Below are 14,749 nucleotides of genomic sequence, written 5' to 3'. Positions count from 1 at the left end.
GGAATCTGTAGGCGTCGCGGCTACGATCTCTTTGCCCAAGGGTATGGAATGACCTGATCGTAGTTGTGCGAACCGTCCTTGCGCCTGCCGAAGTAGGCGATGTTCCCGTCACCGTCGACGACGACTCGCAGCTGACTCGAGGGGTTGCCGTTGTCATAGATGGGCGATCCTGCCCACCGCTGGCCGGCACGGGAGTTGCCTCCCTGGTAGAAGTCCGGCTGCCGATTGTGGACCGGTCCGGTCACGCGCTGCGGATAGTTCGGATTCCGTACGATTTGGCCTATCAGATCGTGGGCGTCTTGGGGGGTATTGAACCAATTCTCGCGATCCTTGTTCCCCGAACCACGCTGCTTGATCGCTTCCGGAGAGTAGTTCTCATCCGGGTACCACTGACTGGGGGGCGGGTCCCCACACTCTGGTGCGAGGCCGAGCGGATCGGACCAGGTACATGGGTTGTGCGGATAAGTTAGGGGATTGTCCGCAGGGCTGAGTCCCAGAGGGTCCGGTGAATGGAAGCGGCCAGTTCCGGGGTCGTAGTGCCGGAAATAGTTGTAATGCAGGCCGGTTTCCGGGTCGAAGTACTGGCCCGGAAACCGGAGAGGCGTGTAAGTAGTGCTGTCAGCGGCCCATGCAGTAGTGCCCCAGAGCGTGGAGCGTGTACGCCAGGCGATGTTACCGGCCTCGTCGATCAGCTCCGTCGGGGTGCCGACGAGGTCGGTGACGATCGCGTAGAAGCGCTCGTTTATCTGCTCCTGAGACACGCCGCCTGCGGATATACGCTCGGTCTGGGCCAGAGGCCGAGTCCCGTCGTGATCCCATGTCAAGGTGACGGGGGCCGGGAGTTCCTCGCCGTGGGTGGTCTGCTCGCAGAGCGTGGTGCCGTCCCACGTGAATTCGACGCGCTCGGCGACCGTAGTCCCGTCTCCCGCGATCCGTTCCTTGGCGATGCGTCGCCCCAGGGGGTCATACGCGTAGCGCCATTCAACGCCGTCCGGGGTGGTGACCGAAGTGAGACGGTTTTCGGCGTCCCACGTGTACCGCCATGTGTCGGGCTTGCGGGAAAGGCGGGCCTTTTGCCGCAAGACGATGCGGCCTGCGGCATCGTGCTCGTACCGGATGCCGCCGGCCCGCAGGATTCTCGTCCCGATGTAGGCGCGCTGCCCCTGTACCTCCTGGCCGGGATGAGCCGTCGGCCAGGAGGCATCCGTCTGGTTTCCCGCCGCGTCGTAGGCGTACGTTTCGGTCCACCCTTGAGCCCGAACCGCCTTGACGCGGCCGACAGCATCAAGCTCGAAGTTCCTTGTACCTGCGCGTCCATCCTCGATAGCCGTCAGATAGCCGTCCATTCGGTAGCGGTATGCGCGCTCCTGGACATGGCTCCCCTGCGCGCCCAAGACGGTCTGGCTTCCCAGGCGGCCTCGTTCGTCAAAGGTGTGAGCGAAGGTGAGGTGATCGCCTACACGGCGGGTCGTCTCGCGCCCTGCGGCGTCGTGCTCGAAGCGCAGGCTTCGACCGGCTGTCGTCAGCTGAGTCCGGTTCCCGACCGCGTCGTACGACCACGTACTCACCGCGCCCGACGGCGTCGTGCGACGCGTGCGGCGGCCGAGACCGTCGTAGGAGTAGCTCAGCTCACGATCGGCGACGGCCTCCGAGCGGAGCTGGCCGCTCTCGTCCCAGTGCAGCTCAAGGACAGAGTCGGGTGCGGCCGCTCGCAGCATGCGGCCCGACGCGTCGTACGTGAAGTCAGTGATCCGTCCTGCGGAATCCTTCCTGGTCGCTTGTCCGAACTCGTTGCGCCAGTAGCGGATCACCTGACCGAGTGGGTTCATTCGTTCCGTCAACTGGCCTGCCGCATCATGCGCGTATCGCTGCACGCGGTCGTCAAAGTCCGACTCCGCGACCAGGCGGCCAGCCGTGTCGTACTCGTAGTCCCACGTCAGGCCCTGCGGGTTGGCGACCTTCGTGAGCCTGAGCTCACTGTCATAGGCGAACTCATGGCGCACTCCATCGGCATCGGTACGGGCCGACATGACATCGAAGTGTGTGAACTCGAATCGTGAGACGCCCCCATTGGCATCCGTACGGTGCGTGCAGTTCCCTTCCCCGTCATAGAGCCAGAGCTCCTCCGAGCCGTCGGCCTCGACGCGGCGGGCCGGTTTGCCCTCGACCGTCCACTCCAGGCGGGTCCGCTCGCCAAGGGGGTTTGTCAGAGCGACGTGCCGACCGAAGGCGTCACGCTCATAGGTGCTCACCGAGCCCAAGGCATCCGTCACTTCGACAACCAAGCCTGCCTCGTCGTTGCGCAGCAGAGTGCAGTGGCCGAGGGCATCCGTGATCTGCGTGACGCCGCCCGTACTGTCATAGCTGTAGCGCACGGTGCGGTTGGCGGGGTCGGTGACGGCCGCAAGGTTGCCGGACTCGTCGTATTCCCGGACCCAGCGTGAACCGTCGGCTTCGGTCATCAGGGTCGGCAACCCCAGCTCGCCGTACTCGGCGGAGGTTTCCGCGCCGTCCGGCCGCGTCACGCACGTCACGTGGCCGGCCTCGTCATATGCGTACCGTGTGAGATGGCCCAGCGCGTCTGTGAACGCCAGAAGTTGGTGCTCGGTGTCCCACTCCTGGGTGGTGACGTGGCCCAGCGGGTCGGTCTCGCGGATCAGGCGGCCGTGGGCATTGTGTTCGTATACGCGGGTGTGGCCCAGGGAGTCCGTCACCCGGGTCGTGTGGGTGGTGTCCTCGTACGTGAGGGTGGAGGCGAGGGCGTTGCCCGTGCCGCCCGTTTCCGTTACGCGGCCCTGGGCGTCGTAGCGGTACCAGTACGTGGTGCCGTTGCGGTCGGTCCAGGAGGTGATGCGGCCCGCGTCGTCGTACGTGTAACGCATGGGCAGGACAGAGGAGTTGGTCTCCCCGGTCAGGTGGCCGGCCTCGTCGTAGGCAAAGGTGATCAGGGTGGTGCCGGGCCGGTCGGGGGCGGTGGAGTCGAGCAGCCTCAGGCCGGTCACGCGGTCGAGGGTTTCGTGGCGGTCCAGGGCTATGTGGTAGCCACCGGAGTGCGTCACCGCCGCGGGGATGTCGGCCTCGTCGTACTCGATGGTGATGCGGTTGCCGTTGCGGTCCTGGATGTACTGGAGCGGCAGGTCCACCGCCTCGCCGTCGGCCGCCGGGACCGGGCTGTGGAACACCTGGGTCAGGCCGCTGTCCGGGTCCGTGATCCGGATCGCTCCGTCTATCTCCTCGTCCCAGGTCAGGGTGAGGTGTGAGCCCGGAGTCTCGGGGGTGACCGCGCCGTCCGTCTCCGGGTCGGGCATGGGGAAGCAGAGGCGGGCGCCGTCCGCCGCCGCGTAGATGAAGCCCTCGTCGTCGGCCTGGATGCGCTGGTCGAGCGTCGAGGACCAGGACGGGCCGAACCAGCCGCCGAAGCGGTAGGAGGAGAGGTGCGTGCGTTCCAGGACGAGGGGGAGTACGCCCGGCAGGTGGATGTCCGTGCGGGGCAGGGCCATGTCTCCGGTGGCCACGTCGATCGGGTCCCGGACGAACTTCTTGAGCGCGTTGCGGACCGACGCGGGGAGCTTGTCGAACCCGGGGCGCATCGAAAGCCGTTTGAACGAGGCGCAGTTGAGCTTCATCGCGCCGCGCAGCTTGGCCAGGTCCTTGGGCTTGAGCTTGCCCAATCCCTTGCCGAGCAGCTTGCCCAGGCTGCCCAGGCCCACGCCGAATGCTGCTCCCATCGCCAGGGTCTCGGCCAGTTTCGCCGGGTCCTTGAAGGTGGCGGGGTCCTTGAGGAGGGTGTCCAGGGCGGCGTACTTGGCGCCGGAGCCGGCCATCTTGCCGACCCGGGCGATCGTCTTGATCTCCTTGAGCGTCTTCAGTGCGCGGGAGAGGCCGCGGATGACTTCGAGGACCGCGCGGATCGTGCGGGCCATCGCGGTGCCCGCGTGCTCGATCCGGCCGATCACCGCCATCGCCTTCGCGAACCGTGCGCCCGCGGCCAGGCTACCGACCACGGCGGAAGCGCCGCCGGTGAGGACGGAGAGCGCGAGGCTGGCCATCTCGACCTCGATGATCTCCAGGATGATCACGTTGAGTTCGGTGAGGAGTTCGTGCGCCTCGTCGGCGAACTTGTCCAGCGCGTCCGCGCCGTCACGCAGCGAGTCGGCCATCGTGGTGGCCTGCGTGCGGGTCTTCTTCGCCCGTTTGCTGAACGCGGTGGCGGTCTTGCCCTCCCACGTCACGTCCTTCAGGGCGTGTTCGGCCTCCTTGACGGAGGCGTCCACCGCCTTGGCCAGGCCGCGCCACTTCTTGGCGATCTCCCGGATGCCGTCCGGGTCGACCGCCGGATCGGAGATCCCCAGGAACTCCATCATGCTGGCCATGTTGTCGCCGGCCATGTGGTTGAACTTGTTGATGTAGTGGAGGGGGTTGAGGTCGACCACCGGCTCAGCCCTGCTTCTTGGCGCGCAGTGCGGCTTCGAGCAGCAGGTCCAGGGCGTCGAAGGCCTCGGACAGGTCCGTCATCAGCTTCGCCTCGTCATGCCACTCGTCGACGAGGTCCTTGGCCAGCTCGGAGAGCGTCTCCATGCCCTCGCGCACGTCGTCGGTGGCGCTCGTCAACGCCCCGAGTGCGCCCAGTGCCGACAGGTCGTGCGACTCCGTCTTGAAGTCGTTCAGCGGCTTCGCGATGTGATGCGGGGCTTTCCGCAGGAGCGGTGCCGCGTTCGCTATCGACTCGGAATCCTTGCCCAGATCACCCATGGCTGTTGCCCGCCCCCGCGTTCCCACCGTGTGCACATGCCAACGCGCACACTAGTGGGTCCGGGTATAGGGACCGTCCTGGGTTGATCATGGGGAAGTAAAGCCGGTGCTGCGGTGCTCGCCCGTCGCGTCGTGGGGCAGAGATCTCGCCAGGATTTCCCCGTGCGGCAGCATGGGCAGCGGAGTTAGCGTTCCACCATGCCCGAACTCCAGCGTCTGCGCCGCGATCACGCTCCTGCCCTGCTTGCCTTCGAGTTGGAGAACCGGGACTACTTCGCGAAGTCCGTGCCGGATCGTGGTGACGCGTACTTCGCCGAGTTCGACATACGCCATGAGGCTTTGCTGGCCGAACAGGACGCGGGTACCTGTCACTTCCACGTCCTGGTCGATGGTGAAGCTGATGCCGATACTGATGCCGATACTGATGGCGCTGTGGTGGGGCGGGTCAATCTTGTTGATGTCGCGGGTGGTGAGGCGGAGCTCGGCTACCGCGTCGCCGAGCGTGCGGGGGGTCGCGGCCTCGCCACCGCTGCCGTACGCCGGCTCTGCGAGCTGGCCCATGCCGAGTACGGGCTGACCGCGCTTCGGGCCGCGACGGACGCGGGCAATGCGGGGTCCCGTGCGGTGCTGGAGCGTACGGGGTTCGTGGTGGTGGGGGAGGTGGCGTTGCCGCTGGAGGGGTGGACGGAGGTCCGCTACTTTCGGGAGCTCCGCTGAGCCTGGGGGGCGAGCCTGGGGTGTGTTGGTCGGTGTAGGGGCGGGGGCTTTGCTGGGCCGGGGGCTTTGCTTTGTACCGGGGCCGCCCGGTTGTCCTGAGGTTGGCGGTTCCGGGCCGGGTGTAAAGGGCGCTCCTGCGTCGCGTCGGCTGCGCCGATTGCGCTGCGCTCCACCCTTGACACCCGTCCCTCCACCGCGCGAGGGAAGACGACCGGACGGCCCAAGGGGCGAGACTCTCGACCACTCCCGTCATTCTCCATCGGCATTCCTGCCGAGTGCGGACTGGTTCTTCCGGCGTGACCGTCAGGGGGAGAAGGGCGGGCGCCCGGTCCGCGAATGGCCCGGGGAGGGGTGCCGGTTTCGTCAAGCGGCTGCCGACCGGTTCGTCGGGGGTGGCCGGGGTGGGGTGCGCGGCTGCCCCGGGGTCGGTGGCGGTCTCGTCAGGCGGTTATCGCTCGGATTTGGTTCTTCCGGGGCGGAGGGCACGGGGATCTCGCCGTTCCGGCCCCACGCGGCTCGTAGTTGGCGACGAGCGCCCGGCCTCCTGACCGGGGGGCTGCTGGGGGTCCGGCACCTAATTCCGAGAAGGCGCGTTACGAAACGCGCGCGCCCCCCGTCTGCCAGAACACAACTTTCCCGAAGTAGGTGCCCCACGCGCGGACGACGCCGAACGACGCCGAACGCCGGGTGGGGGATGGCGGGTGGCAGATGCAGAAGAATCCCGCCGATCCTTGCCTCTGGGCGCGATGGCGTGGGACTTTCGTGCGAAACGCGCTCCGCACGCCGCTGTGCCGCGCCCGAGGACCGCATGCGGGGGCGCTCTTCGCGGCCCAGCCCACTGATGACCGTGAGCCCCGCTCCCGCCGATACCGAGGGCCTGCACGCCACCACACCCGTGACAGCCACCCCCGACGACCCGGTTGGCAGCCGCTTGACGAGATCGGGGCCATTCCCTGGGCGGCCGCGCACCCCGACCCGTGACAGCTACCCCGACGATCCGATTGGCAGCCGCTTGACGAGATCGGGGCCATTCCCTGGGCGGCCGCGCACCCCGACCCGTGACAGCCACCCCGACGATCCGATTGGCAGCCGCTTGACGGGACCAGGCCCATCCCCGGAGCGGCTGCGCACCCCAACCCCTGCCGGCGCACCCGGAAGATCCGGTCGGTAGTCGCTTTACGAGGCCAGCGCCCATTTCCGGAGCGGTCGCGTGCCCCTCCCCCTGCCGGCCACCCCCGACGAACTAGTCCGCACTCGGCAAGACGGCCCCACGACTCGACGGGAGTGGTCGAGAGTCCCGCCCCTTGGGCCGTCCGGTCGTCTTCCCTCGCGCGGTGGAGGGACGGGTGTCAAGGGTGGAGCGCAGCGCAATCGGCGCAGCCGACGCGACGCAGGAGCGCCCTTTACACCCGGCCCGGAACCGCCAACCTCAGGACCACCGGGCGGCCCCGGTGCCCTGTTCGCCGCTGGGTCGTCGAAGCCTTCGTCCCTGGGGGTTCTTGATGCCGGGGCTTCGACGGCTGTCTTGGTGCAGTTGCCGCCTTCGGCCCTGCTGCACGTGCTCTTGTGCCAGCGGGCGTTGCTCAGGTCGTCGTACTCGTGCGCAGACGTGCGGGGCCAGGGGATCGAGCTCCGTCGCCGCCGCGAGGCAATCCGCTTGCCGTGTTTCGGCGCATTCGCTTGAGAATTGCGGCGGATTGCGGCGGATCGTCGATTCGTTGCTCGACAGCCAACTGTGGTTTCTGAATTGTCTGTTCGAATTGATGCCAAGGGGGGACGGATCGTTGGCCATGGGCAACCACCCCTCGCCGCAACGCCGTTGTAGGGCACAGACTCCTGGCGAGTGTAGGTCGGGGCCGTCTCCGCCGAGGTGCGAAGCGTGAAATCCGGTGGGAAAGGGGAGCCACGTCATGGCTGAAAGCAAGGTGCACTCGGCGTCATGCGTCGAAGAAGCGGAGGAGACCGTGAAGGAATTGCGTGCCGTGCTCGTGCGGGCCGGAATTATTCTTCCGTCATTGCGGATCGACCCCACATCCTGGTCCCGCGAGGACCCCTGTCCGCACATTGAATTGGGGGGATCTTCCGGCGTCGTGGGGGCCTGTGGTGAAGGCGTTGGGGCGGTATGAGCATGAACATGAACCTGCATCCGCCCATTGGGGTGTACGCCGTTGACACCCGTACCGGGCAGGTCGGCAGGGTCATGGGGCACGAAGGGCCCTACATCCAGCTCCGTCCCTTCGGCGGCGGACGGGAGTGGGACTGCGCGCCGGACGCGCTCAGAACCGCCACCGACTCGGAGCGGCTGCGCGCCGCTACCGCCTATGCGAATGCCCGGAGCCGGGGCGAAGTCCCGTGACGTATGGTGCGGCGCCATGGCCATATGGAAGTGGAGCAAGCCGAAGGTCGGGTCCAAGTACCCGGCACCGCTCACCATGCACCAGCTCTGGATGGTGTCGCTGGGCGCGCCGGTGAGCCGGGACAAGGACGCGTCCCGCACGACCCTGTATCCGTTCACCCGCATCGACGACGGCAAGGCCCAGAAGTGGCTGGCCGATCAGTGGGAGATCACCGCGCCCGAGCAGCTGCTCGGGCGCCTGGGCGGGCTGGCGAACACCGGCTACCGTGCCATGGCCCGGCGGCGCCTCGGCGTCGAGCCGCTGGCCTGGGACATCGCGCTCTACGTGGACATCGCGCGGCGCGGCTTCGCCTGCGGGATGCTCAGCGAGGCCGACACCTGGAACCGGCTCAAGAACATCGTGCCGAGGGTCGCGGGGACGTACGCCTCCTGGCAGGAGTACGCCGACCACTACCTCATCGGCAGGCAGGTCTGGCAGGACAGCCTCAGCGGCACCGAGGACGCGAGCTTCCCCGCGCCCCAGGCCGCGGCCGACGCCCACCTCCAGGCGCTCCTGGACCCGGCGAACCGGACGAGCCCCTGGAACCTCGCCCCCTGGGAAGCGATCGGCCACCCCGACCGGGCCAGGACCGCCCGCTAGCGCGTCACGCCGCGGTGTTCCGTAGCGCTCCTCAGCCCATCCGCCAGCGGCGGAGCTTCTCGGGGTTTCGCACCGCCCAGATATTCCTGATCCGGTCACCCACGATCTCGAACGCGAAGACGGTCGCGAGCTCGCCGTCCTGCCACGCCACCAAGCCGGGCAGACCGTTGACCGTGCACTCCAGGAACGTCGTGCGGTCACCCGACATGCTCGCGATCCTGGCGTAGGCACGTGCGATCCGCTCACCGCCCAGGAGCGGGTGCAGGTGGGTGACGGCGATACCGCCGCCGTCGGCGGTCGCGGTGGCGTCGGGGTCGAGCAGGCCGATCAGGGCATCGATGTCCTTGGCCTCCCACGCCGCCTTGAACCGCCTGACGATGGCGGCCTGCCCGGCACCCGGGCCCGCCGGGGTCTGTGCGGTGCGGATGCGACGGCGGGCGGACGTGGCCAGTTGGCGGCACGCCGCCGGAGTGCGGCCGACGATCTCCGCGACCTCGCCGAAGGGGTAGCGGAAGACGTCGTGCAGGACGAACGCGACGCGCTCGGCCGGGGTCATCGAATCGAGGACGACCAGGAAGGCCATCGTCACCGACTCGTCGAGGGTGACCCGGTCGACGGGGTCGATGACGCCGACCCCGGAGAGCCCGTGGACCGACTCCGTGGGCTCGGGCAGCGGTTCCGGGATCCACGCGCCCACGTACGTCTCCCGCTTGGCCCGCGCCGAGCCGAGCAGGTTCAGGCAGATACGGCCGGCGACCTTCATCAACCAGGCGCCGGGCGACTCGATGGCCTGCTGCTCCCGTGCGGACATGGCGTACCAGCGCGTGTAGGTCTCCTGCACGACGTCCTCGGCGTCGGCAAGGGACCCGAGGAGCCGATAGGCGAGGTTGGTCAGTCGGCGCCGCTCGCACATGATCGCGCTGAGGCCCGGATCGCTCTGTTCGTCGCCGGGCTCGGCTCTGGTGGTCATGGTCCGACCGTCTCCCTCGCTCGCTTCCGTGCCTCTACCCGTTACGACAGGACAGCGCACCGGAATGTGAGGCCGACGCACCCGCCTCACATTTCGAAGGGCTGCGCTGTCGTACCGGTGAAGACGACAGCAAGGTCGACAGCAAGAGGGAGAGGGAACTGACGATGAACGACTTCCAGGCCATCGCGGACCGCGTCGAGATCGAGGCACTGCGCGGCGAGTTCACCGACGCCGCGATGATGCGCGACAGGCCACGCCTGGCGTCGCTGTTCACACCGGACGGCGCCCTGCGCATGCCCGACATCCCCGTCGAGCAGGTCGGCCGTGAGGAGATCCGCGCCGGGGGCGAGCTGCTGCAGAGCCAGTGGGACTTCTTCGTACAGACCACACACCCCGGCACGATCCTGCTCGACGGCGACACCGCGACCGGCCGCGCCTACCTCCAGGAACTTGCGCGCACCCTCGACGGACGCCAGGGCCTGAACTACGCCGTCTACCACGACCGCTACCAACGCACCGCGGAGGGCTGGAAGTTCGCCGAGCGGGTGTACGAGGTCAGGTACCTCGACACCTCCCCGCTGGCGGGCACGGCGCCCCACGCGGCGCGGGGTTCCGTGACAAGCCCGGCAGCCGCCACGGCCACCCCGGCTCCGGCCGCGTCCTTCGCCGACCCGGCATCGGCCGGGCAAATGGAACGGGCAGCCGCCGCGCTGCGTGCGGGCGGATTCGCCGCCGAGATCCTCGACGACGCCGCGGCCGCGCGGGTCCGTGTGAAGGAACTGGTCCCCGAGGGCGCGGGCGTGCTCACCGGAGCCAGCGAGACCCTCCGGCTGTCCGGCATCGAGGAGGACATCAACGGCGGCGGCCAGTACGACGCCATCCGGCCACGCGTCCTAGCCATCGACCGTGCCGCCGGCGCCGACGAGATCCGCAGGCTGGTCGCCTGCCCCGAATTCGTCGTCAACAGTGTCGCCGCGGTCACCGAGACCGGTTCGCTCGTTCTCGCCTCGGGCAGCGGCAGTCAGCTCCCCGCCAACGCGGGCGGTGCCGCCCACGCGGTCTGGATCATCGGCGCTCAGAAGGTGGTGCCCGACCTGAACACAGCGCTGCGCCGCGTCGAGGAGTACGCCCTCCCGCTGGAGAACGCCCGCGCCCAGGCGGTGTACGGGATGCCCAGCGCCGTCAACCGCCTGCTCATCCTCAACGCGGAACCCCGCCCAGGGCGCGGCACCGTACTGCTTCTCCGAGAGGCCATCGGATACTGACAGGGCCCAGGGCCCGCACCCGGGGGCCTAGTGCTGCTGCGGCTTCTGCGGGGTCACCTCGCTCGGCCGCACGATGACGTACCCCTCGCCCCGCAGCATCAGCTGCACCGCCTCGCCGGAACCGCCCCTGATCATCGAGCCGATGGACTGCGAGCGGTGGAGCGTGGTGTCCAGGTTCGCCGTCCAGCCGACCACCGCGTCCGTGTCGACGTACACCGGCTGCTGGGGCGACACCGGGATCACCAGCGGGTTGCCGTCGCAGACCAGGCCGAGCTGCCCGGCCCCCGTGAAGACGCTGTTGAAGAGCCCGCCGCCCGTGATGCCCGCGCCCTTCACCGTCTTGATCTCGTACGACAGCGTCGAGTCGAAGCACAGGACGTTGCGGCCGTTGACGGTCAGGACGTCACCCGGCTCTATGTCGACGATGAAGCAGTTCTGCGCCTCGTTCGCGAACCAGGCCTCCCCCTGACCGCGCACCGCCATCAGCGGAAGACCCTCACCGGTCATCGCCCGCTTGAGCATGCCGCCCACGCCCTGGCCCTTGCGCTCGAACTGCAGGTCGCCGCGGTAGGCGATCATCGCGCCCTGGCGCGCGTGCATCTCGCCGTTCACCGCGTACTTGATGGACTTGGCGTTCTGCAGGGTCATCCCGGGGACGACGGACTGCTGCGCCATGTGCTCGGTGGAGAACAGATCACTCTTCATGCGGGCATTTTGACAGGTGTGAGCGATTCGTCCAGAGGTGCGGCGCAACAGGGCGCAACAGGCGGACGAATGAGGGTTGTTGACACCTTCCTCGGCTCGCGTCATTGTCGCGCCGATGGAGATCAACGAGCTGACCCCCGCCGAGCGGCGCGTGTGGGAGGCGTTTCCGCGCGGGCGGACCGTCGACTTCCGGGAGCGGCCCAGGGAGGTCGCGGACCATGGCGCGGACTGGGGCGCCGAGCGGACCGTACGGGCCGAGGTGCTCCAGGCGCTGCTCCTCGACGGTCCACGCGTGGAGGGGGTGACCCCGGTGCTCCGGGTCTGCGGAGCCCGTATCAGCGGGACGCTCGACCTCCAGTACGCCGATGTCGCGGGGGCGATCCACCTGTGGGCCTGCTTCTTCGACGAGGAGCCGGACCTCTACGGGGCGCGGCTGCGGCAGCTGAACCTGGGCTGGTCCGTACTGCCCGGCCTGCACGGCAACACCCTGCGGATCGACGGCTCGCTGCGGATGACCGGGTGCCGGATCCGGGGGCCCGTCCGGCTCGGCGGCGCGAGGATCTCCGGGGCGGTCTTCCTTGACGGGGCGGAGGTGGGAACGGCCGGTGCGGAGCTCACCGAGCCCGTCCTCGCGCTCAACCGCGTCACCATCGACGATGAGCTCCATGCCGACGGGGGCTTCACCGCGCACGGTGTCGTCAGCCTCGCTGCCGCCGTCATCGCCGGTTACATCACCCTCGACGACGCGGTCCTCAGCAACCCGGGCGGTACGGCTCTGCACGCGTCCAACCTCAGCGGCGGAACCGACCTGAACGCCGTGCGCCTCACCGCGTACGGACGGGTCAACCTGCGGGGCGTCCGCATACCGGGGCAGCTCAACTTCACGGGCGCGCGCCTCTCCAACCCGGGCGGCATGGCCCTGCGCGCCAGCAGCCTCGTGGTGGGCGAATTGTGGCTCCGGGATGCCGTGCGCATCGAAGGGTCGGTCAGCCTGCGCCGCTCCCAGCTCGACCTGCTGTACATAGCCCCGGAGGCCTGGCCCGACGAGGTGCACCTCGACGGACTCACGTACGCCTTGCTCCACCCCCACGAGTCGGCCGAGCGCAGGCTGCGGGTCCTGGAGCGGGACTTCGACGGCTACGTTCCCTACTCGTACGAGCAGATCGCCACGGCCTACCGAGGCATCGGCGACGACGCGGCGGCCCGCACCGTCCTGCTCGCCAAACTGCGCCGCCACCGCACGACGCGGCCCGGGTGGGCCAGGGCCTGGGGCCACCTCCAGGACGTCACCGTCGGCTACGGCTACCGGCCCGCCCGCGCCGCCCTGTGGCTGTTCTCCCTGCTCCTCGTGGGTTCCGTGACGTACGCACTGCACCACCCCCGCGCACTGAAGCCCGACGAGGCGCCCGACTTCGACCCGTTCTTCTACACGCTCGACCTGCTGCTCCCCATCATCGGCTTCGGCCAGGAGCAGGCGTACGCCGCGGAAGGGGCGTACCAGTCGCTCTCGTACGCCCTGATCGTCATGGGGTGGACCCTGGCCACGACCATCGCGGCGGGCGTCACGCGGGCGATCAGCCGGCAGTAGGAGCGTCGAGGGCGATCGGGCACCCCGGCCACGGCTGTCGGACCCGTGCGCGAGAATGGGGCCATGAGTCTGTTCCGTGATGACGGCGTCGTGCTGCGCACCCAGAAGCTGGGTGAGGCGGACCGCATCATCACGCTGCTCACCCGCAGCCACGGGCGGGTCCGTGCCGTCGCGCGTGGTGTGCGGCGCACCAAGTCCAAGTTCGGGGCGCGGCTCGAACCCTTCTCCCACGTCGACGTGCAGTTCTTCGCACGCGGCAGCGAACTCATCGGGCGCGGACTGCCGTTGTGCACGCAGAGTGAGACCATCGCTCCGTACGGTGGCGGGATCGTCACGGATTACGCGCGCTACACCGCAGGTACGGCCATGCTGGAGACCGCCGAGCGGTTCACGGACCATGAGGGTGAGCCCGCCGTGCAGCAGTATCTGCTGCTCGTGGGCGGGCTGCGGACCCTCGCCAATGCCGAGCACGAGCCGCATCTCATCCTCGACGCGTTCCTTCTGCGCTCCCTCGCGGTGAACGGATACGCGCCCAGTTTCAGCTCCTGCGCGAAGTGCGGAATGCCCGGTCCGAACCGGTTCTTCTCCGTGGCCGCCGGCGGCTCCGTCTGCGTCGACTGCCGGGTGCCCGGCAGCGTCGTACCCTCGTTGGAAGCCCTCGGCCTGCTCGGTGCGCTGCTCACCGGGGACTGGGAGACGGCGGACGCGTGCGAGGCGCGGCATGTCAGGGAGGGCAGCGGGCTCGTTTCCGCCTATCTGCACTGGCACTTGGAGCGCGGGCTCCGCTCGTTGCGGTACGTAGAGAAGACCACGTAAGCACGTCACGTACAGAGAACAGCTAGGTAGGAGAGAGCCCCCCATGGCACGACGCGGAATCCTCGGACGGTCCCGCCGTGAGTACAAGGTCCCCGAGCCGCACCCCTCGGGCGCCACGCCGCCGAAGATCCCCGGCGAGCTGGTGCCCAAGCATGTGGCGATCGTCATGGACGGCAACGGACGCTGGGCCAAGGATCGGGGACTGCCGCGCACCGAGGGCCACAAGGTCGGCGAGGGCGTCGTCCTCGACGTGCTCAAGGGCTGCCTGGAGATGGGCGTCAAGAACCTTTCCCTGTACGCCTTCTCCACCGAGAACTGGAAGCGTTCGCCCGACGAGGTGCGCTTCCTCATGAACTTCAACCGCGACGTCATCCGGCGCCGACGGGACGAGATGAATGAGCTCGGGATTCGCATCCGGTGGGTCGGGCGCATGCCCAAGATGTGGAAGTCCGTCGTCCAGGAACTCCAGATCGCCCAGGAGCAGACCGTCGACAACGACGCGATGACCCTGTACTTCTGCGTCAACTACGGCGGCCGTGCGGAGATCGCCGACGCCGCGCAGGCCATCGCCCGCGATGTCGCGGCGGGCAAGCTCGACCCGTCGAAGGTGAACGAGAAGACCTTCGCCAAGTACATGTACTACCCGGACATGCCGGACGTGGACCTGTTCCTGCGGCCCAGCGGCGAGCAGCGCACCTCCAACTACCTGATCTGGCAGTCCAGTTACGCCGAGATGATCTTCCAGGACGTGCTGTGGCCCGACTTCGACCGGCGCGACCTGTGGCGGGCCTGCCTGGAGTACGCCGGGCGCGACCGCCGGTTCGGCGGAGCGATCCCGAACGAGGAAGAGATCGCCAACAGTTGATCCACGTACGGTGATACACGTACAGGGGGGCGGCCCCCACGGCATAGGGTGGGCCCCCCCCGGCGGTGGGGGGAC

12 protein-coding genes are annotated in these 14,749 nt (G+C 68.5%); 8 read left to right on the top strand and 4 right to left on the bottom strand.

The window, feature by feature from the left end; translation table 11 throughout:
- Positions 1-20: 20 nt before the first annotated feature.
- Entirely contained in the window at positions 21-4,433 is a 4,413-nt protein-coding gene (locus tag ACFUPX_RS06675) for a DUF6531 domain-containing protein (protein WP_383317071.1), read from the bottom strand.
- Positions 4,434-4,437: 4 nt separating this feature from the next.
- Entirely contained in the window at positions 4,438-4,752 is a 315-nt protein-coding gene (locus tag ACFUPX_RS06670; RefSeq protein WP_383317068.1) for a hypothetical protein, read from the bottom strand.
- Between the two features lie 198 nt (positions 4,753-4,950).
- Here ACFUPX_RS06670 and ACFUPX_RS06665 point away from each other — a divergent pair, with 198 nt between their 5' ends.
- The 4 genes from ACFUPX_RS06665 (at position 4,951) to ACFUPX_RS06650 (ending at position 8,465) form a co-directional block, all read left to right on the top strand.
- Complete coding sequence (locus ACFUPX_RS06665; protein WP_383317065.1) at positions 4,951-5,469, top strand: GNAT family N-acetyltransferase; 519 nt, start codon at positions 4,951-4,953, stop codon at positions 5,467-5,469.
- 1,910 nt (positions 5,470-7,379) lie between these two features.
- Positions 7,380-7,595 carry a hypothetical protein gene (locus ACFUPX_RS06660; RefSeq protein ID WP_383317062.1) on the top strand — a complete coding sequence of 72 codons (216 nt, stop codon included), beginning with the start codon at positions 7,380-7,382 and terminating at the stop codon, positions 7,593-7,595.
- Between the two features lie 8 nt (positions 7,596-7,603).
- Positions 7,604-7,825 carry a hypothetical protein gene (locus ACFUPX_RS06655; RefSeq protein ID WP_383317505.1) on the top strand — a complete coding sequence of 74 codons (222 nt, stop codon included), beginning with the start codon at positions 7,604-7,606 and terminating at the stop codon, positions 7,823-7,825.
- A gap of 16 nt (positions 7,826-7,841) precedes the next feature.
- Positions 7,842-8,465 carry a DUF1266 domain-containing protein gene (locus tag ACFUPX_RS06650; protein ID WP_383317059.1) on the top strand — a complete coding sequence of 208 codons (624 nt, stop codon included), beginning with the start codon at positions 7,842-7,844 and terminating at the stop codon, positions 8,463-8,465.
- Between the two features lie 31 nt (positions 8,466-8,496).
- Here the strand turns inward: ACFUPX_RS06650 and sigJ are convergent, their stop codons facing one another.
- A complete protein-coding gene (gene sigJ, locus ACFUPX_RS06645; protein ID WP_383317056.1) occupies positions 8,497-9,435 on the bottom strand; it encodes an RNA polymerase sigma factor SigJ in 939 nt (312 codons plus the stop codon).
- Between the two features lie 164 nt (positions 9,436-9,599).
- Between sigJ and ACFUPX_RS06640 the strand changes: the two genes are divergently transcribed.
- Positions 9,600-10,700 (top strand): nuclear transport factor 2 family protein, encoded by a 1,101-nt coding sequence (locus ACFUPX_RS06640; RefSeq protein WP_383317054.1) that lies wholly within the window; start codon positions 9,600-9,602, stop codon positions 10,698-10,700.
- 27 nt (positions 10,701-10,727) lie between these two features.
- Here ACFUPX_RS06640 and ACFUPX_RS06635 read toward each other — a convergent pair whose 3' ends face one another.
- Entirely contained in the window at positions 10,728-11,405 is a 678-nt protein-coding gene (locus ACFUPX_RS06635; protein ID WP_383317051.1) for an AIM24 family protein, read from the bottom strand.
- A gap of 115 nt (positions 11,406-11,520) precedes the next feature.
- Here ACFUPX_RS06635 and ACFUPX_RS06630 point away from each other — a divergent pair, with 115 nt between their 5' ends.
- From ACFUPX_RS06630 to ACFUPX_RS06620, 3 genes are all read left to right on the top strand, one after another.
- Positions 11,521-12,993, top strand: a complete 1,473-nt coding sequence (locus ACFUPX_RS06630) for a membrane-associated oxidoreductase (RefSeq protein ID WP_383317048.1) — start codon at positions 11,521-11,523, stop codon at positions 12,991-12,993.
- A 63-nt stretch (positions 12,994-13,056) separates the two neighbouring features.
- Positions 13,057-13,809, top strand: a complete 753-nt coding sequence (gene recO, locus ACFUPX_RS06625) for a DNA repair protein RecO (RefSeq protein ID WP_383317045.1) — start codon at positions 13,057-13,059, stop codon at positions 13,807-13,809.
- Positions 13,810-13,852: 43 nt separating this feature from the next.
- Positions 13,853-14,674, top strand: coding sequence for an isoprenyl transferase (locus tag ACFUPX_RS06620; RefSeq protein ID WP_383317042.1), 822 nt, complete (start codon positions 13,853-13,855; stop codon positions 14,672-14,674).
- Positions 14,675-14,749 lie beyond the last annotated feature (75 nt).

The organism is Streptomyces sp. NPDC057302 (assembly GCF_042667685.1).
In the GTDB taxonomy this organism is placed as follows: Bacteria; Actinomycetota; Actinomycetes; order Streptomycetales; family Streptomycetaceae; genus Streptomyces.
This window is presented reverse-complemented; position numbering and strand designations above follow the sequence as displayed.

What these genes read in the sequence shown, in the direction of transcription:
- ACFUPX_RS06670 (WP_383317068.1), bottom strand. Translation starts at nt 4,752, where the DNA reads ATGGGTGATCTGGGCAAGGATTCCGAGTCGATAGCGAACGCGGCACCG.
- ACFUPX_RS06650 (WP_383317059.1), top strand. Translation starts at nt 7,842, where the DNA reads ATGGCCATATGGAAGTGGAGCAAGCCGAAGGTCGGGTCCAAGTACCCG.
- ACFUPX_RS06655 (WP_383317505.1), top strand. Translation starts at nt 7,604, where the DNA reads ATGAACCTGCATCCGCCCATTGGGGTGTACGCCGTTGACACCCGTACC.
- recO (WP_383317045.1), top strand. Translation starts at nt 13,057, where the DNA reads ATGAGTCTGTTCCGTGATGACGGCGTCGTGCTGCGCACCCAGAAGCTG.
- ACFUPX_RS06620 (WP_383317042.1), top strand. Translation starts at nt 13,853, where the DNA reads ATGGCACGACGCGGAATCCTCGGACGGTCCCGCCGTGAGTACAAGGTC.
- ACFUPX_RS06630 (WP_383317048.1), top strand. Translation starts at nt 11,521, where the DNA reads ATGGAGATCAACGAGCTGACCCCCGCCGAGCGGCGCGTGTGGGAGGCG.
- ACFUPX_RS06665 (WP_383317065.1), top strand. Translation starts at nt 4,951, where the DNA reads ATGCCCGAACTCCAGCGTCTGCGCCGCGATCACGCTCCTGCCCTGCTT.
- ACFUPX_RS06635 (WP_383317051.1), bottom strand. Translation starts at nt 11,405, where the DNA reads ATGAAGAGTGATCTGTTCTCCACCGAGCACATGGCGCAGCAGTCCGTC.
- ACFUPX_RS06660 (WP_383317062.1), top strand. Translation starts at nt 7,380, where the DNA reads ATGGCTGAAAGCAAGGTGCACTCGGCGTCATGCGTCGAAGAAGCGGAG.
- sigJ (WP_383317056.1), bottom strand. Translation starts at nt 9,435, where the DNA reads ATGACCACCAGAGCCGAGCCCGGCGACGAACAGAGCGATCCGGGCCTC.
- ACFUPX_RS06640 (WP_383317054.1), top strand. Translation starts at nt 9,600, where the DNA reads ATGAACGACTTCCAGGCCATCGCGGACCGCGTCGAGATCGAGGCACTG.